21 protein-coding genes and 1 tRNA gene are annotated in these 20,185 nt (G+C 61.5%); 18 read left to right on the top strand and 4 right to left on the bottom strand.

All coding sequences use genetic code 11. The features are described from left to right. Positions 1–121: 121 nt before the first annotated feature. On the bottom strand, positions 122–4,138 hold the full coding sequence (locus KBY75_RS11135; protein WP_255023950.1) for a magnesium chelatase subunit H: 4,017 nt from the start codon (positions 4,136–4,138) through the stop codon (positions 122–124). Between the two features lie 82 nt (positions 4,139–4,220). On the opposite strand from KBY75_RS11135, the gene KBY75_RS11140 reads away from it, so the two are divergent. The 8 genes from KBY75_RS11140 to KBY75_RS11175 all read left to right on the top strand — a co-directional run bounded on the left by KBY75_RS11140 (position 4,221) and on the right by KBY75_RS11175 (position 10,382). Next, positions 4,221–5,798, top strand: coding sequence for a cache and HAMP domain-containing protein (locus KBY75_RS11140; protein ID WP_255023951.1), 1,578 nt, complete (start codon positions 4,221–4,223; stop codon positions 5,796–5,798). Beyond that, complete coding sequence (locus KBY75_RS11145) at positions 5,738–6,511, top strand: hypothetical protein (RefSeq protein ID WP_255023952.1); 774 nt, start codon at positions 5,738–5,740, stop codon at positions 6,509–6,511. The genes KBY75_RS11140 and KBY75_RS11145 overlap by 61 nt, the downstream gene beginning before the upstream one ends. Before the next feature lie 21 nt (positions 6,512–6,532). Then, a complete protein-coding gene (locus KBY75_RS11150) occupies positions 6,533–6,868 on the top strand; it encodes an HD-GYP domain-containing protein (protein ID WP_396098252.1) in 336 nt (111 codons plus the stop codon). A 159-nt stretch (positions 6,869–7,027) separates the two neighbouring features. Beyond that, positions 7,028–7,882, top strand: coding sequence for a 4-hydroxy-tetrahydrodipicolinate reductase (gene dapB / locus KBY75_RS11155; RefSeq protein WP_255023953.1), 855 nt, complete (start codon positions 7,028–7,030; stop codon positions 7,880–7,882). Continuing rightward, on the top strand, positions 7,882–8,529 hold the full coding sequence (locus KBY75_RS11160) for a hypothetical protein (protein WP_254932310.1): 648 nt from the start codon (positions 7,882–7,884) through the stop codon (positions 8,527–8,529). The genes dapB and KBY75_RS11160 overlap by 1 nt, the downstream gene beginning before the upstream one ends. A gap of 82 nt (positions 8,530–8,611) precedes the next feature. Further along, positions 8,612–8,869, top strand: coding sequence for a high light inducible protein (locus KBY75_RS11165; RefSeq protein ID WP_094559328.1), 258 nt, complete (start codon positions 8,612–8,614; stop codon positions 8,867–8,869). 102 nt (positions 8,870–8,971) lie between these two features. After that, a complete protein-coding gene (locus KBY75_RS11170) occupies positions 8,972–10,144 on the top strand; it encodes an FAD-dependent monooxygenase (protein WP_255023954.1) in 1,173 nt (390 codons plus the stop codon). Positions 10,145–10,172: 28 nt separating this feature from the next. Next, positions 10,173–10,382 (top strand): DUF2949 domain-containing protein, encoded by a 210-nt coding sequence (locus KBY75_RS11175; RefSeq protein ID WP_254936162.1) that lies wholly within the window; start codon positions 10,173–10,175, stop codon positions 10,380–10,382. Here the strand turns inward: KBY75_RS11175 and KBY75_RS11180 are convergent. Beyond that, complete coding sequence (locus KBY75_RS11180) at positions 10,373–10,897, bottom strand: adenine phosphoribosyltransferase (protein WP_254936161.1); 525 nt, start codon at positions 10,895–10,897, stop codon at positions 10,373–10,375. The two genes, KBY75_RS11175 and KBY75_RS11180, sit on opposite strands and share 10 nt — an antisense overlap. 41 nt (positions 10,898–10,938) lie before the next feature. Here KBY75_RS11180 and KBY75_RS11185 point away from each other — a divergent pair, with 41 nt between their 5' ends. From KBY75_RS11185 to KBY75_RS11210, 6 genes are all read left to right on the top strand, one after another. Further along, entirely contained in the window at positions 10,939–11,481 is a 543-nt protein-coding gene (locus KBY75_RS11185; protein WP_254936160.1) for a DUF3038 domain-containing protein, read from the top strand. A 19-nt stretch (positions 11,482–11,500) separates the two neighbouring features. After that, on the top strand, positions 11,501–12,097 hold the full coding sequence (locus tag KBY75_RS11190; RefSeq protein ID WP_255023955.1) for a DUF4335 domain-containing protein: 597 nt from the start codon (positions 11,501–11,503) through the stop codon (positions 12,095–12,097). Between the two features lie 66 nt (positions 12,098–12,163). Next, positions 12,164–12,412, top strand: coding sequence for a hypothetical protein (locus tag KBY75_RS11195; RefSeq protein ID WP_254936158.1), 249 nt, complete (start codon positions 12,164–12,166; stop codon positions 12,410–12,412). Continuing rightward, positions 12,409–12,774: a hypothetical protein gene (locus tag KBY75_RS11200; protein ID WP_254936157.1), complete on the top strand. Its 366-nt coding sequence runs from the start codon at positions 12,409–12,411 to the stop codon at positions 12,772–12,774. Before KBY75_RS11195 ends, KBY75_RS11200 begins: the two co-directional genes overlap by 4 nt. Positions 12,775–12,891: 117 nt before the next feature. Further along, on the top strand, positions 12,892–13,695 hold the full coding sequence (ppk2, locus tag KBY75_RS11205) for a polyphosphate kinase 2 (RefSeq protein ID WP_396096703.1): 804 nt from the start codon (positions 12,892–12,894) through the stop codon (positions 13,693–13,695). A gap of 369 nt (positions 13,696–14,064) precedes the next feature. After that, entirely contained in the window at positions 14,065–14,358 is a 294-nt protein-coding gene (locus tag KBY75_RS11210; protein ID WP_254936155.1) for a hypothetical protein, read from the top strand. A 56-nt stretch (positions 14,359–14,414) separates the two neighbouring features. Here the strand turns inward: KBY75_RS11210 and KBY75_RS11215 are convergent. Further along, positions 14,415–14,499, bottom strand: a tRNA-Ser gene (locus KBY75_RS11215). 136 nt (positions 14,500–14,635) lie between these two features. On the opposite strand from KBY75_RS11215, the gene KBY75_RS11220 reads away from it, so the two are divergent. The 4 genes from KBY75_RS11220 to siaD are packed head-to-tail and all read left to right on the top strand — an operon-like array spanning position 14,636 to position 17,659. Next, on the top strand, positions 14,636–15,805 hold the full coding sequence (locus KBY75_RS11220) for a SpoIIE family protein phosphatase (protein ID WP_255023956.1): 1,170 nt from the start codon (positions 14,636–14,638) through the stop codon (positions 15,803–15,805). Positions 15,806–15,865: 60 nt separating this feature from the next. Further along, positions 15,866–16,423, top strand: a complete 558-nt coding sequence (gene siaB / locus KBY75_RS11225; protein ID WP_255023957.1) for a biofilm regulation protein kinase SiaB — start codon at positions 15,866–15,868, stop codon at positions 16,421–16,423. Positions 16,424–16,429: 6 nt separating this feature from the next. Then, positions 16,430–16,828, top strand: coding sequence for a biofilm regulation phosphoprotein SiaC (siaC, locus tag KBY75_RS11230; RefSeq protein ID WP_254936152.1), 399 nt, complete (start codon positions 16,430–16,432; stop codon positions 16,826–16,828). 12 nt (positions 16,829–16,840) lie between these two features. After that, positions 16,841–17,659, top strand: coding sequence for a biofilm regulation diguanylate cyclase SiaD (gene siaD / locus KBY75_RS11235; RefSeq protein ID WP_254936151.1), 819 nt, complete (start codon positions 16,841–16,843; stop codon positions 17,657–17,659). 20 nt (positions 17,660–17,679) lie between these two features. Here siaD and nrdJ read toward each other — a convergent pair whose 3' ends face one another. After that, positions 17,680–20,073 carry a ribonucleoside-triphosphate reductase, adenosylcobalamin-dependent gene (gene nrdJ, locus KBY75_RS11240; RefSeq protein ID WP_396098254.1) on the bottom strand — a complete coding sequence of 798 codons (2,394 nt, stop codon included), beginning with the start codon at positions 20,071–20,073 and terminating at the stop codon, positions 17,680–17,682. Positions 20,074–20,185: the final 112 nt, after the last annotated feature.

Here is a 20,185-nt window from a genome sequence, read left to right on the forward strand (position 1 = left end):
AAGGTTTCAGGCTGAGCCGTTGCTGGCCCAGGTCAGAGTCGAAGATCCATTACCTACTCAAAAAGGCCAAGCACTTGCTTCGCACTAACTGAGTCGAGCCGGTGGAGCAAGCAAGAAATTCTCACCCCTCCGTAACCCCCTCAATCCGGTCTTCGATCTCCTGATAGATTTCCTGCAACTGGGCGATGTTTTCATCGCTGGTTTCCCAGTAGCCGCGGCCATTTACTTCGAGCAGGGTGCCCACGATGCGGCGGAAGCTGTGGGGATTGAGCTCCATCAGACGCTTGCGCATCTCCGGATCATTGATGAAGGTGTCGTTTGCCTCCTCGTACACGAAGTTGTCTACCGAGCCGCTGGTGGCGCTCCAGCCCAGGGTGAAGTTGAGCCGTTTGGCCACTTCGCGTACGCCCTCGTAGCCGCTATTCAGCATGCCCTCATACCACTTGGGATTGAGCAGCTTGGTGCGCGAATCGAGGCGAATGGTTTCGCTCAAGGATCGCACCTGGGCGTTAGCCGTGGTGGTATCAGCGATATAACTTGCCGGTGCCTTGCCATCGTCGCGCAGGCCAGCGATCAGCTTGGTGGGGTCGGAATCGAAGTAGTGGCTCACATCGGTGAGGGAGATCTCAGCCGAATCCAGATTCTGGAAGGTTACATCAGCGGTTTTCATAGCTGATTCGAATACTTCGCGGTTCTGGTTCATCTCACCTGGATTATCGGCGTTGAAAGCAAATGTCTTGCGGGACAGATACATCTCCTGCAGTTCGTTCTCCTCCTCCCAGGTGCTGTTCTCCACCGCCAGGTTTACGTTTGAGCTGTAGCTGCCGCTGGCATTGGAAAACACACGTGTCGCCGCATCCCGCAGGGACACGCCCTGGGCCGCCGCCTGCTCCTGGGCGTGGCGGCGCACGAAGTTCATATCCAGGGGCTCATCGGCCTCAGCTGCCATCTTGACGCCTTGATCAATCAAACCCATCTGGTTGATAAATAGGTCGCGAAATACGCCGCTGCAATTCACCACGACGTCGATGCGGGGCCGGCCGAGCTCCTCAAGGGAAATCAGCTCCAGCTTGTTGACCCGGCCCAGGGAATCAGCCACCGGCCGCACGCCGATAAACCAGAGGATTTGAGCCAGCGATTCGCCGTAGGTCTTGATGTTGTCAGTGCCCCAGAGCACGCAGGCGATCGTTTCGGGCCAGGCGCCCTGCTCGGCCTTCTGGCGCTCGATTAGCCGATCTACCACCACCTTGGCTGCAGCAATTGCGGCGCGGGTAGGGATCGACTGAGGGTCAAGAGCGTGGATGTTCTTGCCGCTGGGCAGCACGCCCGGGTTGCGGATCGGGTCGCCGCCGGGGCCGGGCAGCACGTATTCGCCATCGAGGGCCTTGAGCAGGCTCTGCATTTCCATATCCGCGCAGATCTGCTCAAGGCAGAAGCGCAGGTAGCCAAACAACTTGTCGAGCTCGGCTTGATCCACCCCTGGGAAGCCAGCCGCGCGGCAGGCACTCAGCCAGGGGCTGGGCAGTTGGAAGCCGAATTTCTCCAGCAGGGCAAACAACCAAGCGAAGTTCTGGCGCAGGGTTACCCGGCCATCGGCTCCGGTTACGGCCTTGACCATGGCGCCCACCGCCGCGCGACACACTTCAGTGATCGTGCGGTTGAGCTCCACATCGACGAGCACACCGTCGTCGTTGCCTTTGTAGATGTCGGCAATCGTGCGGCCCCGGCTCTCGGCCAGCAGGGCCGGCAGGGAGCGCAGGCCATCTTCCTCGCGCTCGAGCGCGGCAATATTCACCAGGGTGGCGATTGCCTCCTCGGCAGTAGGTGGCTTGCCGATCGTGTGCAGGCCGCAGGGCAGCAGCCGGCTTTCGATCTCCATCAGCTGGCGGTACACCGCCCCCACCACGCCATCGCGGCCGTAGAGGCCGATCTCCGAGGCATCGGCATCAGGCAACACCACATCTTTGTCGAGGTTGCACTGGCGCGCCGTTTCCACGATCGCGTTGACGATCTGCACGCCCCGGCTGCCCTCTCTCAGTTGCTGGTAGCTGCCCACCAGCTCGCCCAGCTCCTTGAGGCCCCGATACAGGCCGGCATTTTCAGCCGGTGGGGTGAGGTAGCTGATCGTGGAGGCATAGCCTCGCCGCTTGGCGATGGTGGCTTCTGAAGGGTTGTTGGCGGCGTAGTAATAAAGATTTGGTAGGGCGCCGATCAGGGAATCGGGGTAGCAGGTTTCGCTCATGCCCATCTGCTTGCCGGGCATGAACTCCAGCGAACCGTGGGTGCCGAAGTGCAGTACCGCATCGGCCTGCCACACCTTCTCTAAATAGGTGTAATAGGCGGCAAAGCCGTGGTGGGGGCTGGCGCTGCGTGAATAGAGCAGCCGCATCGGGTCACCCTCGTAGCCAAAGGTGGGCTGGACACCCACGAACACATTGCCGAAGTGGCGGCCGTAAATCAGCAGGTTGGTGCCGTCGCTGTTCAGGTTGCCGGGGGGCTTGCCCCAGTTTTCTTCAAGCCGCTCGGAATAGGGGGTGAGGCGCTCGTATTCCTCCACGCTCATGCGGTGGGCGATCGAGAGCTCCGGTGCACCCTGGAGGGCTTCTGGATCATTGATCACGGCTTCCATCAGCGCCTTGGAATCCCGCGGCATGTTCTGCACGTCGTAGCCCTTGGCTTTCATCTCCTCCAGCACCCGGAAGATCGAACCAAATACATCTAGATACGCCGCCGTGCCGACGTTGCCCTTATCAGGGGGGAAGCTGAACACGGTGATCGCCAGCTTCTTTTCAGCCCGGGGCTTGATCCGCAAGGAGGCCCAGCGGATTGCGCGCTCGGCGATCGCCTCAACCCGGTCTTGCAGGGTGTGAGCTTTACCGGTGGCGTCGTCGCGGCCGCTGAGCACTATTGGCTCAATGGCGCCATCGAGTTCAGGGATGGCGATCTGCAGTGCTACCTGGACAGGGTGCAGACCTAGATCGCTCTCCTCCCACTCCTGGGTGGTTTGAAACACCAATGGCAACGCCACCATGTAGGGGCGATTCAGCTTTTTAAGCACCTCAATCGCCTTGGGGTGGTCCTGCCGGGCTGGACCACCCACTAGGGCAAAACCCGTCAGTGATACCACCCCATCCACCAACGGCATGTCGGGGTTGAGCGGGTCGTAGAAGAAAGCATTCACCGGCTTGGTGAAGTCGAGCCCGCCGCAGAAGACCGGAATTACGGTGGCGCCGCGATATTCCAGCTCCTGAATGATCGCCACGTAGTGAGCTTCATCGCCGGTAACTATGTGGCTGCGCTGCAGCACTAGACCGATCACCGGACCATTACGGGCCTGCTCGCTGAGATCGCCGCGGCTTGAATTCCAATTCAAATATTCCTTGAGATCTTCAAACATCCCCGGAGCTAGTGGGTGCCAAATGCCCAGGTCGAGGAATACCTCGGGCTCGGCCACAACCACCTCGGGACGGTCGGCGCGGTCTCCCGAGCCGCCCCGGGGGAAGACGTACTTGTCGGCCAGCATCAACAGAAAATTCCTGAGATTGTCTGGAGTGCCGCCCAGCCAATACTGGAAGCTCAGCATGAAAGAACGCGCATCTTGCGCCTTCTCCACCGGCAGGTATTTAAGAACTGTAGGCAAGGTATTGAGCAGCTTCAACATCGCGTCTTGGAAGCCTGCGCCGCCCGCCTCCTTGCGCTTTTTCATGAAGCTGGCAATGGCGCTCTTGCTCTGGCCCAGCTGGGCCATCGAGAAGGTGCCGAGCTTATTTAGCCGCATCACCTCCGGCATGGAGGGAAACACCACTGCTGCCTTGAGCCGGTCGCGGTGAGGCGCCACAGCTTCCACCACCTTCTGTGCCAGATCTTCAATGAAGATCAGCGAAGCGATAAACACATCCGCCGCGGCCACATCGGCCTGGAAATCGGCGTAGTTCTGGGGATCGCGCAATTCCTCGATCAGGTAGCCGCTCAGTTCGATCGCCAGGGGGCCGTTCTGGGCATTGAGCGAGTTGGCGGCCTGGGTTAGGGCGTTTTGGTACTGGGGTTCGAGCACCACATAAACGGCCTTCATCACGGCACGGCCGTTCACGTCGCCGGGCGTAACGCGGCGGTTGGTGGAGCGAACCTGCGTGAACATCAGCGCGAATAAGGGGTTGTTGGGGAATCTACGGATGTATCCGCCTTGATGCGAGGTCCTGGTGACCTGCTACGAACGGTCCATGCCAAAGCTCCTACCTCGGCTGAGCCTCACCACCACGCTGGTGGCCCTTTTTCTGCCCTTGGTTTGCGCTACAGGCTTGCTAGTGAGTGCCCTGGGGGTGCGCCGCACGGAGGAGGTGCTCTCCAGCGCCAGCGAACAGACGCTCCAGGCAATGGTGGGGGAGCTTCGAGCCGAGATCAGACGGGCTATCGACCCGTCTAAGGCCGTGCTCGAACTAGAGCGAATCGAAGATCTAGCCGACGACCTCAACTTCGAGCAACGGCTGGACCTGCTGCCCAGCTTTGCCGAGGCCCTAGCCAATACCCCCGCCTATGCCGCCTACATGGTGGCTGACAGGGGTGGGCGTCTAATTCTGGTGGCTCGCGCTAAGGAGCCCAAAGGGGGGCTGGTGGTGCAGGGCATCGATCCGGGCCAGCGAATGGGGCGCCGGATCGTGTTTGACGCAACTCTGCGGCAGCTGAGCTCCGAGCCCTTCTCCCCGCCACCGGGCTTCGACCTCAAGGAACGCCCCTGGGTGCGTCTTGCCCTGGCCGACAAGGGACCCGTACTGGCCCCGCTGCACCGCTTTGTCTTCGGGGGGCAGGTCGGTGTCACCTTGTCCCTGGCAACGGCTGACGGTGGCGCCGTAGGGACTGCCTTACCGCTTAGCAACCTGGGCGAGTTGTTGAGCACATACCGCATCACTCCTGGCACCCAGCTGGCGATCGTTACCCCTCAGGGCTTGGTGGTGGCCACCCCAGCCATGGAGGGCATGGGCAATTTCCACCAAGAAGCCGCGGGGGGGACTGCGGATATACCAACCCTGGCCCAGCTGGGCATGCCGGCCCTGGCTGCCCTAGCTCCCCAGCTGCAGCAGGAGCTGCTCAAACCAACGCCCATGGACCGTCCCCCCGGATTCAGCCACTTCGATGCCGCTGGACAGGGCTGGCGTGGTGCGGTGGTTGCCCTGCCCTCGCCACTCAAGGGCGGCAACACATTTTTATTGATGGCTATGCCCGAAAGGGAGCTGCTTGCCGATGCGCGGCGCTTGGCTAAGGAGGGAGGGGTGGCGACCCTGCTGGTGCTGCTGCTCAGCGTGCCGGTGGTGGTGCTGCTGGCGCGCCGCCTATCGACCAGCCTGCGGCGCCTGGCTCGCCAGGCCCAGGCGATCCGAGCCTTCCAGCTCGAAGGCGAGCCGGCTGGCAGCTCCCGCATCGTCGAGGTGGATGAGCTGGCCCTCACCTTCGATGCCATGCGTGGCACGATCCGGCGCTTCCTTGATATTTCCGCCCTGTTGGCGGCAGAAGATGACGTAGATCGGCTGCTGGAAAGGCTTCTAGAGGAATCGCTGCAGGCCAGCGATGCCCGCGGCGCCAGCTTGGTGATGCCTCCTGATCGGCGCCTTGAGCGCGGCGAGCTGGTTGGCGCCACGGCGGCGGGAGCTGGGGAGCGGTTGTGCCTGCCCCTGCTCAGCAGGCGCGGCGAGCCCTTGGGCGAGCTGGTGCTGCACTTTGAGACCCCCCAGAACCAGCCCGGGTGGCCTTCTGCCAGGCCCTCTCTGGCAATGCAGCGGTTGCCCTGGAGACCCGCGGCCTGATCGCCGCCCAGAAGGCCCTGTTTGAGGCTTTTATTCAGCTGCTCGCTGATGCGATTGACGCCAAAAGCCCTTACACCGGCGGCCACTGCGCCCGGGTGCCTGAGCTGGCCCAGCTGCTGGCCGCCGCTGCTTGTGAAGCCCGCAGCGGCCCCTACGCCAGCTTTCAGCTCTCGGAGGCCGACTGGGAGGCCCTGCACCTGGCCTCCTGGCTGCACGACTGCGGCAAGGTAACCACTCCCGAATACGTGGTCGATAAGGCCACCAAGCTGGAAACCATCTACGACCGCATCCACGAGGTGCGGATGCGCTTTGAGCTGCTTAAAAGCGCCGCTGAAACCGACGCCTGGCGAGCCATCGCTGCTGGTGGTGATCGGCAGGCCCTTCAGGCCGAGCTGGAGCGCATCTGGGCCGAGCTCGATGCCGAATTTGCCTTTGTGGCTGAGTGCAACCTGGGCGGCGAATTCATGGCTCAAGAGCGGATCGACCGTCTCCAAGCCATCGCCCGCCGCCAGTGGCGCCGCACCCTCGACGACCGCGCTGGCGTTAGCGCGGAGGAGTTGCGCCGCCGCCAGCGGGAGTCCCAGCAGCCCCTGCCGGTGGGCGAGCCCCTGCTGGCTGACCGGCTCCACCACCGCATCGAGCGCCTGCCCCAGCAGCAGCTGCCGGCGGATAACCCCTGGGGCATCACCATGGCCGAGCCCGAGTTGCTCTAGAACCGCGGCGAGCTGCACAACCTGGAGATCAGTCGCGGCACCCTCAGTGGCGAGGAGCGCTACAAGATCAACGAGCACATCATCCAGACGATTCGGATGCTGGCCTCCCTGCCCTTTCCCGCCCACCTGGCGGCGGTGCCAGAGATCGCTGGCGGCCACCACGAAACCACCGACGGCCGGGGCTACCCCCGCGGACTCACCTCTGATCAGATGAGTCCCCTGGCCCGGATGATGGCGATCGCCGATGTGTTTGAAGCCCTCACCGCAGCCGACCGGCCCTACAAGAGCGGCAAACCCTTGTCTGTGGCCCTGGAGATCCTGGTTACCATGGCCGGCGAGCGCGACCTCGATAGGTAGCTGCTGGAGCTGTTTCTTGAAGCTGGCGTTTGGCGCAGCTATGCAGAGCGCTTCCTGGCAGCCGAGCAGTGTGATGCGGTGGATCTCGAAGCCCTGCTCGCTCGGCTGCGCGCCCCTGCGCGCGCCGCATAGGCTCGCTGCCAGCGCTTTAAGAACACCATGGCTCCTGCACCCGATCCGGCCTCTGGGGCACCCATCCCCGTGGTGGTGGCCGGTGCCCTGGGCCGCATGGGCGCCGAGGTGGTGCGGGCCGTGCTTGCGGCCCCCGATTGCACCCTGGTGGCCGCCATCGACACCACCCCTGATAAAGAGGGGGCTGATCTGGGCTTGGAGCTCGGCCTAGGCGAATTGGAGCTGGCGATCACCAGCGACTTCGAAGGGGCCCTATGCCAAGCCAGCCAGGCGGCACGGCAGGGTGGGGCTGCGGTGCTGGTGGATTTCACCCACCCCTCGGTTGTCTACGAGCACACCCGCGCCGCGATCGCCTACGGCGTGCACCCAGTGATCGGTACCACGGGCCTCTCACCCAGGCAGCTGGCTGATCTGGCCGCCTTTGCCGAGAAGGCGGGTGTGGGCGGTGCCGTGATCCCCAATTTTTCAGTTGGCATGGTGCTGCTGCAGCAGGCCGCCGCCGCCGCCGCCCGCTTCTACGACTTCGCTGAGCTCACCGAATTGCACCACAACCGCAAGGCCGATGCCCCCAGCGGCACCTGCATCAAAACCGCCGAGCTGATCGAGGAGCTCGGTAAATCCTTCAACCCCCAGCAGGTGGAGGAGCACGAAACCCTGGCGGGCTGCCGCGGCGGCCAGCGCGACAGCGGCCTGCGCCTGCACTCGATTCGCTTGCCAGGGCTGGTGGCCCACCAAGAGGTGATGTTTGGTGCTCCCGGCGAGACCTACACCCTGCGCCACGACACGATCGAGCGCTCCGCCTACATGCCCGGCGTGCTGCTCACCGTGCGCAAGGTGCGCCAGCTGGCTGGCCTTGTGTATGGCCTGGAGCGGCTGATCTGATGCTGCTTCCCCTGCGTCCCGGCGAGCTGCTGCGCCTGATCCCAGCGGTGGCCACCGGCCCCCAGTTCAACGCCTGCACCGGCAATCCCCGCAAGGTGCTGCAACGGGTGCTGATCTCGGTGATCGGCGCAGTGATTGCTCTATTAATCAGCCAAACCCTGCTGTTCTCCAGCCAGTTCGGCCCGGTTTTCCTGGTGGTGGGCTTTGTGTTTGCCCTTTACCTGCTCTGGGGACCGATCCTCGAGGCGGGCCAGAAAAATTCCACCCTGCGCCGCTATCCGGCTGCAGCCCTGTTTGAAGGCCAGATCGCCGATCTCTACACCCGCGAAATCGTGGAGGAGCGCCGCGAACAGGCCAACAACGACGGCCGCCTGGAGCTGGTGGAAAACCGCCGCACCTGGCTCACCCTCGAGCTCGAAGACGAAGAGGGCTACCTCGGCAAGGTGCGCTTCCCCTTTGAAAAAAAGCACCAGCAGATTCGTGCCGGCATGGTTGTGCGGGTTTTGGTGCTGAGCGAGCGCAAGGACTTTTCTCAGATTGGAGCGATCAGCGACGCCTGGCTGCCCCAGCTCAAGCTTTGGGTAGGTGAATACCCCTTCTTGCTGCGACCGGCCTTTGAGGAGCTCTGCCTGAAGCGGTTCCGCTGATCCAGGCGCAGCATTTCCCCGGGGCCGCAGTTACAAGCTGCAATATTGCGTTACACTTCTTGCAAGCACACGTCAGGCATCCATGACTCAGACCACCCCTTCGATCGAAGCCGCCACCATCCGCGGCGCCACCGTTACCACTGAAGACGGCGGCCGCCTCAATGCATTCGCCACCGAGCCCCGGATGGAAGTTGTGTCAACCGAAAGCGGCTGGGGCTTCCACGAGCGCGCCGAGAAGCTTAATGGCCGTATGGCCATGCTCGGCTTCATCGCCCTGCTTGCCACTGAATTCGCCCTGGGTGGTGAGTCCTTCACCCGCGGCCTGCTCGGCATCGGCTGATCTGCCTGCTCTCGCCCAGGCCTGAGCTTTGCTACACCAATTGCCGCAGCTTTACAGCTGCGGCTTTTTTGTGCCCGATCCCCGGGCTGATCCGCCATCGCCATGGTCGAGTCCAAACCGGTTCTGAGGGCCCTGGTGAATGGGGCGGGCCCCACCGGTGCCCTAACGGCCCTTGCCCTGGCGGACGCTGGCTGGCAGGTGCAGATCAGCGATCCCCTGCCCGCAGCCGTGCTGCTCGAGCGCAGCCGCGCCTACGCCTTCACCCATTCCAGCCAGCGCCTGCTGGAGCAGCTGGGGCTGTGGCCAGCTGTGCGGGCGGTGTTGGTGCCCTTCCGCTCCCTGCAGCTACTTGATCTGGCCACCCAGCGCCAGGTGCCTTTCTGCTTGGCGGACCTGGGCTCGCAGCGGGCGGCGGCCCCGGCGGCGGCCGTGGGCTGGGTGGGACAGCACCGGCCGCTGATGACCCTGCTGCTGGAGCGCCTAAGCGCCCATCCCGCCATCACTTTGGAGTTGGGCACGCCGCCGCCGCTAACTGCAGGTGATCGGCCGCCGCACGACCTGATCGTGGCGGCCGACGGGCCCCACTCCCCCAGCCGCGAGGCCCTCGGCATGGGCGTTTTCCAGTTTGCGTACCGACAAAACTGCCTCACCGCCCTGGTGCGACTCCGCGGCAGTGCCGACGACCAGGCCTGGGAGCTGCTGCGGCCCGAGGGGCCCTTTGCGGTGTTGCCCCTGGGTGATGGCGTCTTCCAGCTGGTTTGGAGTGCCCCAGCCCAGCGCTGCCGCCAGCTTGAAAGCCTCGGCGATTCAGCCTTCCTTGATGCCCTGGCCGGTGCCCTGCCAGATCAGCTGCAGCCTGATGCCCTGCTCGACGATCCGCGCGCCTTCCCGGTGGCCCTGCTGCTGGCCCGGCGCCTGCACCGCGGCCAAACGGTGCTGGTGGGGGAGAGCGGTCACCGCTGCCATCCAGTGGGCGGCCAGGGGCTAAACCTCTGCTGGCGCGATGTGGCCACCCTGCATCGCCTGGCCCGGCGGGCGGCGACCGGGCGGCTGGCCGTGCACCGCTTACCGGCGGCCTATGCAAGGCGACGTTGGCCGGATTTGCTGCTCACCCTGCTGGCCACCGATCTGCTGGTGCGGTTTTTCTCGAATCGCTCGCCCCTGCTGCTGCCCCTGCGCCACCTGACCCTGCTGCTACTGATGAAGCTTGCTCCCCTGCGCAAACTCAGCCTGTCGGCCATGACCGATGGCCCTTGCCAGCTGCTTAGGCGCTGATCAGCATGGGCTATCCGGGACCGCCACCATGGTGATCAGCACAAGTTCCCAGCCGCCACCTTCAGCGGCGCTGCTGCGTCTGCTGCGCCATCAATTTGGCCTAAGTGAGAGCGCCCTAGCCCTGGGATTGCGCCAGGCGCAGCAGGAGCAGGCCCCCCTGCCGGTGGTGCTGTGGCGCTTCGGGCTGATCAGCCTGGAGCAGTTCGATGCCCTGCTCAGCTGGCAGGCTCAGGAATAGATGATTAGCGACTCCACGGGCTGATCATCGGGCAGCTTGCGGCGCCCTTCAAGAGCCGCCAGTTCGGCCACGAAGCCGAAGCCGCACAGTTCACCACCAGCTGCAGCAACCAGCTCGGCGCAGGCCGCGGCGGTGCCGCCGGTGGCCAGCAGATCATCAATGATCAGCACTTTTGAACCATCGGCCAGGGCATCGCTATGGATTTCCAGCCGGTCGCTGCCGTATTCGAGGGCGTAGTCCACGCCCGTAACTTCCCCAGGCAGCTTGCCGGGCTTGCGCACTGGCACAAAACCCAATCGCACGGCGGTGGCAAGGGCGGTGCCCACGATGAAGCCCCGCGACTCAATGCCCACGATCAGGTCGGGCTGCAGCCGCTCGCAAACTGCGCTCAGCTGACGGATCACTTCCTGCCAGCCATCCGGGTCACGCATCAGCGGCGTGAGGTCGCGAAACAGGATGCCGGGCTTGGGAAAATCAGGCACATCGCGCACGAATTCCCGCAGGTCTGGGGCCATGAACGTGACGGTTGGGTGCACTTGCTGGCATCATCGCAGCCATGCCCCTTGATTCATTCGCTCCTGAATCGGCCGCCCGGCTTCCCCGCCGCGGCCTTGAACGCCTCGACCTGCTGTTGCTCAGCGCCGAGGCCCTCGACCTCAACGGCGGTGAGGCAATGGTGTGGATGAGCGAGCAGATGGGCTTCACCACTCTCTTCCCCAACCGGGTGGAACTGTGGAAACGCCGCTGCACCAACCCCCTGCGCCGCACCACTCGCCGCGAGGGTCTGGAGCCAGCTGAAACCGACGCCCTAATCCGCATACTTTGCGCCTTGGCAGATCGCCTCTATCCCCTGGTGCGCGGCCTCCTCTCCAGCGCCGAGCCGCCGGAAGTGCTCAGCGAGCGTTGGAACCTATTCCGCAGCCGCCTGGCCGATCTAGTGCGCCAGCGCATGAACCTCCGCCGTGGTGGCGTGCAACTTTTGCTCGATCCCGAGTCAGGTGCCCGCCAGTCGCGGCTGCTGATCCAGGCCCTGGCCCTGGGTGCCGGGGTGGGCGGTTTTGAGCGGCTGCGCGCCAGCCTGCTGGATGCCCAGCCATGATCCAGCTCCTGAGCCTGCAATGAAGCAAGTACTTCAGTTCGACCAACTCAGCTGCCGCCTCAAGGTGGAGGGTCTGCCGGATGTGTCGGTCGGCCAGAGCGGCCAGAACCTCGGCATCATCACGGGCTGGAGTTTGGCCTGGGCCGGTCGCCCCGAGCTTGAGGGCCGCAAGGAGCACCTGCTAGCCCTGATGCAGGTGGTCCTGCCCTACGCCCGCTACCTGATCAGTGGTGTGCCGCGTCGCTTTGGCGCCGAGCCCGAGCCAGTGGAGATAGGTCCGGGGCCCGAGGGCGGCCATGGCCTGCTGCTGCGCAGTAGCCAGCCGGATACGCCCCCATTACAGCTCAATCTCGACGATGCCGAGCTGGCCGATCTAGTGCGGGTGCTGGATCAATTGCGCCTCGATTCGCGCCTGCAGTTGCCATTGGAGCTGCCTGAGCCCATGCCCCTAAAGGCACGCGAGCTGCTGGAGCGCCGCCCCCTTACCCAGCGCCTTGCGGGGCCGCTGGCAGGGCTGCTAGCTGTGGCCGTGGCCTCTGGGCTAGGGCTGCTGCTTCCAGAACCCAAGCCCGGGCCCGAGCCAGTCCAGCGTCCAGCTGCCGCCCAGCCTAAATAGCCGCTATTGACGTATCCGGCTAGCTGGTCACACTTGGGTATCGCTGATCGAGTTTGAATTGGGTCCATGGCGGCGCTGACCTGGTCGGAACTGAGGATTCGGGTGGCTCGGCTTGGGGCCTCCCTTGATGTGGTTGTACGCAGTGATCCGGAGGTTTGCGGGCTCAGCGGCGACGACTTCCGCCTCTCCCTCCATCACGGCGGCCAGGGGGATTGCACCGTGGCAGATCTCTCCTTGATCGACTGCCCCAACGAGTTGGTGCTGATGGAATTCGAGCGCTGGATGCGCGGTGCTGGTTACGTCCTCGAGGTATGACCTCCCCCCGTCGCCGCGCCCTGCAATTGCCCGCCACAGGCGCGTCGACACGACGAGTATTTCGCCGCCGCCGCCGCCCGGCCCGCTGGCGTCAGGCCGGTATCGCCCTGCTGCTCGGCGCTGCTGGCGCCGGGCTAATGCTGGCCTTGCTGCAGTTGCCGGAACGCTTCGACACCTTCTTGGTGCTGAGCACAGCTCTAGCCAACCTGATCGGCGGGGTGCAGCAGGCGCTTTGGGGACTGGTGCAACTGCTGGCGGTGGTGCTGCTGGTGCTGGCGGCCATTGCGGCCCTGGGATTGGTGGTTGCGGGGATCATCCGCCTAGTGCGAGCTCTATGGCCCCAACCCAGCCGCCGCAACTAGTTCTGGAGACCCTCAGCGATGGGAAAACACAAGAAAACGGATAAAACCAGCAACTCGAGCCAGCCCCAGCAACCCCACTTTGGGCCCCTGAGCGATCGCTACTACCCATCGCCGTTAATGGAAGATCTGGCCAGCAACGGGGGCCGGCTAGATCGCAAGGTGTACGAGAAAGAGCTCACCCGGCTGCAGGTGGAGCTGGTAAAAATGCAGTACTGGCTGAAGGCCTCTGGCTTTCGGCTGATCGTGCTGTTCGAGGGCAGGGATGCGGCCGGTAAGGGCGGCACGATTAAACGAATCACCGAACCGCTCAACCCCCGCGGCTGCAGGGTGGTGGCCTTAGGCACCCCCTCTGATCAACAGAAAACCCAGTGGTATTTCCAGCGCTACGTCGAACACTTCCCTTCAGCTGGGGAGATCGTCGTATTTGATCGCAGCTGGTACAACCGGGCTGGGGTGGAATCGGTAATGGGCTTCTGCACTCCAGCCCAAACGGAGGAGTTTCTGCAGAGCTGCCCGGAATTTGAACGGATGGTGGTGCGCTCTGGAATCGTGCTACTCAAGTACTGGTTTTCAGTGAGCGATGCGGAGCAGGAAAGCCGTTTCCAGGCCCGTATCGACGATCCCACCCGCCGCTGGAAGCTCAGTCCGATGGATCTGGAGGCCCGCAACAAGTGGGAAAGCTTTTCAGCCGCTAAAGATCTGATGTTTGCCCACACCAACATCCCCGAAGCGCCCTGGTTCACCGTGGAGGCAGACGACAAACGCCGCGCCCGCCTCAATTGCATCCACCACCTGCTCAGCAAGATCCCCTACGAAGACATGACACCGCCAGCGATAAAGCTGCCGCCCCGCAAGCCACCCAAGGGCACGGCTCGTCCGCCCCGCAATGAGCAGTTCTTCGTGCCCAACCAATACCCCTAGCCGTGTAGGCGCGCAAACCAGAGGCCAGCCAGCTGGTAGGAGCTCCACAGGAACGCCAATAGAAACAACCAATTCAGCCAGGGGGGACGTTGGGGACTCTCTGGGGCCATTAACAGCCGGGCTGGGTTGGAAGCACCCAGATTCGCACCACAGGTATTTGTAAGCCATAAAAAAGCAGGGATTGCTCCCTGCCTGATCACCACTCCCTTCGTGGCGCTCAGGACCAGCCTAGAAAAGATGGGAGCAAGGGGGCCAAACCCATATCTTTTGAACCGCATCACGCAACGTGACGGTCTTTGCCGGCGAATTGGCCTGGGGCGGCAGCCTCCGTAATATGCCGCATCTTCACTGATCCCACCTGGCCTGGAGATGGGCAACCCAATCAGTCGTGAACTGTTTTTGGCAAGGGCCCGATCCCGTTTTGGCGATCAATACGACTACGCAGCCATCCTCTACAAGAGCTACAAGACCCCCATCAAGATTCGCTGCAATAGCCATCCAGTCAAAGAGATTTCCATCACCCCCGAGAAGCACCTCCAAACCACCGGCGGCTGCAAATACTGCCTAAGGGAGAAGCGCATAATCAATCTCGAAAGGGAGCTCAACCGCGCCTGCGCAGAGCCCGCCGCAGCAATGCGCCCCTTCAGCCACCTTCAGGACTGAAACCAGACCAGCCCGGCAAGCACTTGCGGGGCTGGGTTCTGCTGATGTCATTGGAACGGAGAGGGCGGGATTCGAACCCGCGGAAGCTTTCACTTCGCTGGTTTTCAAGACCAGAGCCATCAACCACTCGACCACCTCTCCAGAGGGTTGGTGCGGCAATGCCGCCACCTCTTCCATAATCCCACGAGGGGGGCCGTCTGAGAATTTTCTGAGAGGGCGCAGTTTTCCGGGCCATCCCTGACTAAGATAAAACTTAAAATGGGTGCTAAAAGGCTGGATGACGGTAGAGGCAGCTAAGCGGAAAAAGCGTGTCCTGTCGATTCAGCAGATATTTTTGCTCCTCGCCATTCTCAATGGCATTGTGCTGACCTATTTGATCTATTCAGCTTCGACACTGCTGAACGATCCCAGCTCCAGCCAGATGCAGTCACAAACCACCATCTTTCTGGCAATCTTATTGGCAATAGGGGTCACAATTTCCTATCGCATATTGTCGCTGCGCGTAGTTGAACCCCTGCGCCGCTTGGTTCGTCAAGCCTATTCCATATCATCCGAGGATTCCAACGAACTGCTGACCGTAAGGGGTAGTGACGAGATCGGTCGCCTCACGGAAGCCTTTAACTCCGTCTTAGTTCGCCAGCGCCATGCCTATGACATGGTCGATTCAGCCCATCAGCGCCTTAAGGATGTAACAAAACAGGTGGATGATTCGATTCAATATGCAGCACTGCTGCAGAAGTCGATTCTGCCAAATCGTCAGCTAAAAGAACGCTTCGGCAAGGATCACTTCATCCTGTGGCAGCCCCGCGACACCGTCGGCGGCGATTACTACGTGTTCCACGAGGAAGGTGGGCGTTGCTTGGCGGGCGTAGCCGACTGCGCAGGCCACGGAGTATCCGGAGCCATGATGACCATGCTCGCTCGAGCCGGCATCGATCGGTCGATACAGATGCATGGCATTGCCTCTCCAGCCGAGGTGCTGCAAGCCACCAATGAAGGCATGCACAGCATTCTCAGCGAAGCCCAAGTCTCTCGTGCCATTGCCACCACAATGGATGTAGGCCTAGTCATGATTGATGCACACGCCCAACTGCTGCGCTTTGCAGGAGCCAAGATCTGGCTTTACTGGAGCGATGGCAACACAGTTGAATACGTCAAAGGGGACAATCGCAGTCTCTGGGACCGCCGCACCGGCGCATATCACGATCACGACGTTCCGCTTCTTCCTGGCTTCACCTATTACCTCACAACAGATGGATATTTAGATCAGGCTGGAGGGGAGTATGGATTTGGACTGGGCAGCGATCGATTTTCCCAGTGGCTGCTAGAGCATGCAACCAAGTCCCTTGACGACCAACACCAGGCTCTTACTAGGGCATTGCAGGAATTCCAAGGGGATCACCCCCAACGCGATGACATCACCATGCTGTCCTTCCGATTTAACTAACGTGACCCTGCTCCAGCCCGATCAGGCTCTGGTGTTAACATTGCAATAAGCATTAAGCCCATGGACAGCGCCCTTACAACCAGCCGGAGCCTTTCCTCTCTTAGGGATTTCTTCACGCATGAGCGTATTTTGATCTGCTTTAACGGCCCCACTTCAAGAAGTTTGATTGGCGAAATTGGTGTGGCGCTGAAGGAGCACATCGAGACAACAAGAGATTGCATGTCTTCAGCAATGGATGTTTTTAGCGTTTATATCGAGATGAGCCAGAATATTCGTCACTATACATCCAATCGCTCCTACAGTGACCTAGAGGCCACTGCTACGGTTGTAATTGCAGAGACTGGAGTTGATAAATATGTAGTTTCGGCAGGAAATATGGTTGATACTGCTGATGGCCAGCATCTATTGGATCGGGTCGAGGCCTTGGGGAGGCTTGATAAGGTAGAGCTCAAGTCGCTCTACAAAGAGCAACTGCGCAAGCCCCGTGAAGAAGGTGTGGCAACTGGTGCGGGCCTCGGCCTGATTGATATTGCACGCAAGTCATCTGAGCCATTGCAGGCCAGCTTGGATGAGCTCGGTGGTGGCAAAGCCTTCTTCACGCTACGCGCAACAATCTGAACGGCCATGACAAACACTGAATTCCAGAAAAACCTGAGCCTGGCCCCAACCCAGTCCACGCCTGCAGTCACGGCTGAATGGGACACCGGAGTGCTGGTGATGACTGGCGAGTCCTATCCGGAAAACACCTATGAAATTTTCGACAATATTATTGGCTGGGTTGAAGATTTTTTGCATTCTGGGTCCCAACCACTAAAAATCGAGCTAAGACTGAATTACTTAAATACAAGTAGCATTAGGGCGATGATAGACATATTCGATCGGCTACAAAATGCCGCCGATCAAGGCAAGCAAATTGCAGTATGCTGGTTTTACGATAGTCGCAATCCCCGTTCCGCAGAGCTGGGCGAGGAATTCAAAGAAGACTATACTTTCGATTTTTCAATTGAGGCCGTTGTGGTCTAAGGACCCTCTAGCATGACTCCTTATTCTGGCGACTCCAAACCCTCTGATGAGCTCGACGATCGAGTAGCAGAATTATTGGCAAACGAGGCTTACCTGGGCCATCCCTTGCGGGAAGCTTTAGCCGAAATGATGGAGAGGATGGGGCAGCAAGTTTCCAGGTTAGAGCGTATTACCCAGATTTCGGATCGCTATCAAAGCGGTGTCCAAGAACGGGTGCGCAACCTCTCACGCCGCTACGACCGTCAGATCCGCACACTTGAGCGTGCAATCAGCATTTCAGATCGCTACCAGTCGATGCTGAACGACCTCAATAAGGCCCTAAGGGAAGCTTCCACCCATGATTTACTTACCTCTATCCCAAATCGCCGCCTGATGTCAGAGCGATGCCGAATTGAGGATGAGCGACTAGCCAGGGAAGAAGGCACCTACTCCCTGCTCACCATGGACGTGGATCGCTTTAAGCTTTTCAATGATGTTTACGGCCATGATGTAGGCGATCAGGTGCTAATCGAGCTTGCCAATTCCTTTACCCATAGCCTTAGGGAATACGACTCTTGTGGCCGCTGGGGCGGCGAAGAATTTCTCGCCCTGCTCGTTAATGCTGATCTAGCGACAGCATCCGATATTGCTGATCGCATGCTGGCCAATACACGCGCCCTGCGTATCCGGGTGGGCGAAGATATGCTGCAAGCTACGATAAGCATCGGAGTAGCAGAGCGTGCCCCTGGCGAGGTCTACACAGACACCTATAAAAGGGCAGATGCCGCTTTGCTTATCTCTAAACAAACAGGTAGGGACCGGTATATCATTGCCGATCCCCCCTCCTCTTAGCATTCGCGCCTGCGAAGGCCTTAGTTGTTGCCCGGTTTAGCTAAAGGCAGTAGGCACTTATCTGAATCGCAGCCAGCTGGACCTGCCTCCACCAGCTCACCACGGTCGTAGCGCTGTAGTGCTTCGAAGAAGCAAGTGGTGCTGCGACGGGATGCCACCTCAGCGTTTAGACGCAGGTAGGTGGCGTGGTCGATTGGTTCAAACGGCAGCCTCGGGAAGGTGGCATTGGCATCAAAACGGGCCAATAGGGCAGCAGAGATGTAGCCCTCACCTTGATCGATTGCCTGATAAATTGCATCTGCTAGTGGTTCAATTTCGTTTTCGCGGAACTCGACCGTGGCTGAGGTGTTGTGGGCTGTGTAGTGCTTCTGCACCTGCATGTAGAAGTCAAATTGAGCCAAAGCTGAGAAGTTGTTGATCTCCACTGCATCGGCACCTGGGATATTGGCCCAGCTCACTTCGGTGGGAATTTCCACCAGCCACTCGGTGCAGCGGGGATCAAACGCATCATCCAGCAGGCGGCCCTGTTCGTCCTTATCGCTTTGCGAAGGCACGATTGTGTAGCCGTAATCCATGCAGGCAAGGGCCACCGGATCGTTCTTGCGGAAGGTGATACGGCGGATGAAGCGCTGGGCTTTGGGGGGGTGCCAGCCAGGGGATGCTCCGGTGAGCAGGCTCTTGGTGCCGGCGGGCTGCACGGTGGTGCAGCGGTTGGGGCGGCGCAGGCCGTGGCAATCGCAGTAGTCCCAAACCGCCGTATTGACGATCTGCTTCCAGCGGCCCAGGAATTCGGCCTCCTTTGCCTTGAAGGCCAGGCCTTCGGCCGTGTTGGGCCGTCCCGCTTCCCACCAGGTGAGCCAGGGCGTGGCAAAGGCGTGCACAAAAAAGTCAAATAGGCCGGTGAAACTCACGCCCACGATCGGATCCCAGGCGCGGCTCTGGCGGTAGCGCTCCACCTCGAAGCGATGGTTGAGCAGGCAGGCCACGGCCAGGCCGGCAGCACGGAAGGCCTCCTCCTGGGACACCAGATCGGCGGGGTCTATCTGGTTGAGGTGGATTTCAGCCAGGTTGCAGTGGAAGTCGGCGCCGAGGATCTCGCCACAGGGGTTGAGGCCGTAGCGGCCCAAGCGGTGCTCCAGTTCGGCGGCGCTGATCTCGGGGTGGTGGGTGGTGAGCCAGCGGCCAGCTTGCTCGCGGCCTTGGTCGCAATAGATGCCGATGAACTCTGTGCGCAGCTCTGGGGTGGTCAGCAGGTCGGCGTTGGAGCGGGCGATGGCTTCAGGAGCGAACTGGATCGCGCCCTCACCGCTCTGGAACTGCTTAACAACCGCCTCCAGCACCGTGGCCCGGTCGGGCCGGTTGTGGAAGACCCGGGTGTGGTTGGCCATGCGCAGCGAATCCCTTTCCGGATCGATGCTCCAGTTGCCCTCGCTGTCCTGCTGCCAGAGGTTCTCCTTAGCTCCGGCGGCGGAGTTGTCGTCGGCGCAGAACTGGCGCATGCCGGCGCTGCGGCGGATGTTGCCGGCCACGATTGTGACGGCAGCCTCATCGATCAGCAGGCAGCACTCCACCGAGGTGAGCTGGCGGCCTTGGGCCTTATTGAGGATCTGGGCCACGCGGCCGTAGAGGTCCTTGAGTTTCACCGGGTTGGCCATGCCACCGAAGCCCTTGAGGGTTTCGCCCACGGGCCGCACGTCGGAGAGATCGACGCTTATCTCGATCGGGCTGGCGGGGTCAAAGCGCTCGTCGCTGCAGAGATTGAGCAACAGCTGGTAGCTGTCCACCCAGCCGCGGCGGGTGTCACCCACCTTGATGGCAACCCGGTTGGCCTCGATGCTGTGGCTGGTGTGCTCTTGGCGTTGGCCAACCGGGGTGGCACCGATATCGGTCACAGCGGCGATGCTGAGCCGGTTGCGCACCGCCGGCAAGCGCCCAATCAGATGGGGCTCGATGATGGCGCCGGTGCCGCAGCCCATCATCGCCAGGTCCATCATCAGACCGAAGGCTTCCCAGTCCACCAGGTTGGTGGAGGTGCAGTTGTAGGCGCCAGAGAAGTTTTGCTGTTGCTCGATCCATTCGGTGCCGCCGATCCACAGCCAGCGCCCTGAAGGCAGGGCTTTCTGCTGCTGCTGCATGCGGCGCATCAACTCCACCTCCGCATCGCTGAGGTTGCCCAGCTTGCTCAGACCGCCGAGGTTGCGCTCAGCCACCTGGTGCCAGCTTTCCCTGCCGGTCTCGGTCTTGCGGCTGTAGGTCCGGTAGAAGACCGGGTTGGCAGCAGGGGCGGTGGCCGGGAAATCGAGGGCCTCGCCCGCCGGACTGCCGCTGGCGGCCGCAAAAGCCTTTTCAGCCGCCGCAGCTTCGGCGTTCTGACTGGCGGCTGTAGGGGGCGTGGCTGAGAGCGTCACAGGCAGTACGGCCCGAAGGTGAGCCGAACCATAACGCCACCGGTGGGGTGTGCAACATCTGGTAGACACCAGCGACAGTGCGCTGCCCAGCAAGGCTGCGCCACAGTGGATCAGGAAA

Origin of the sequence: Cyanobium sp. T1G-Tous (assembly GCF_024345455.1) — a bacterium.
GTDB lineage: Bacteria > Cyanobacteriota > Cyanobacteriia > PCC-6307 > Cyanobiaceae > Cyanobium_A.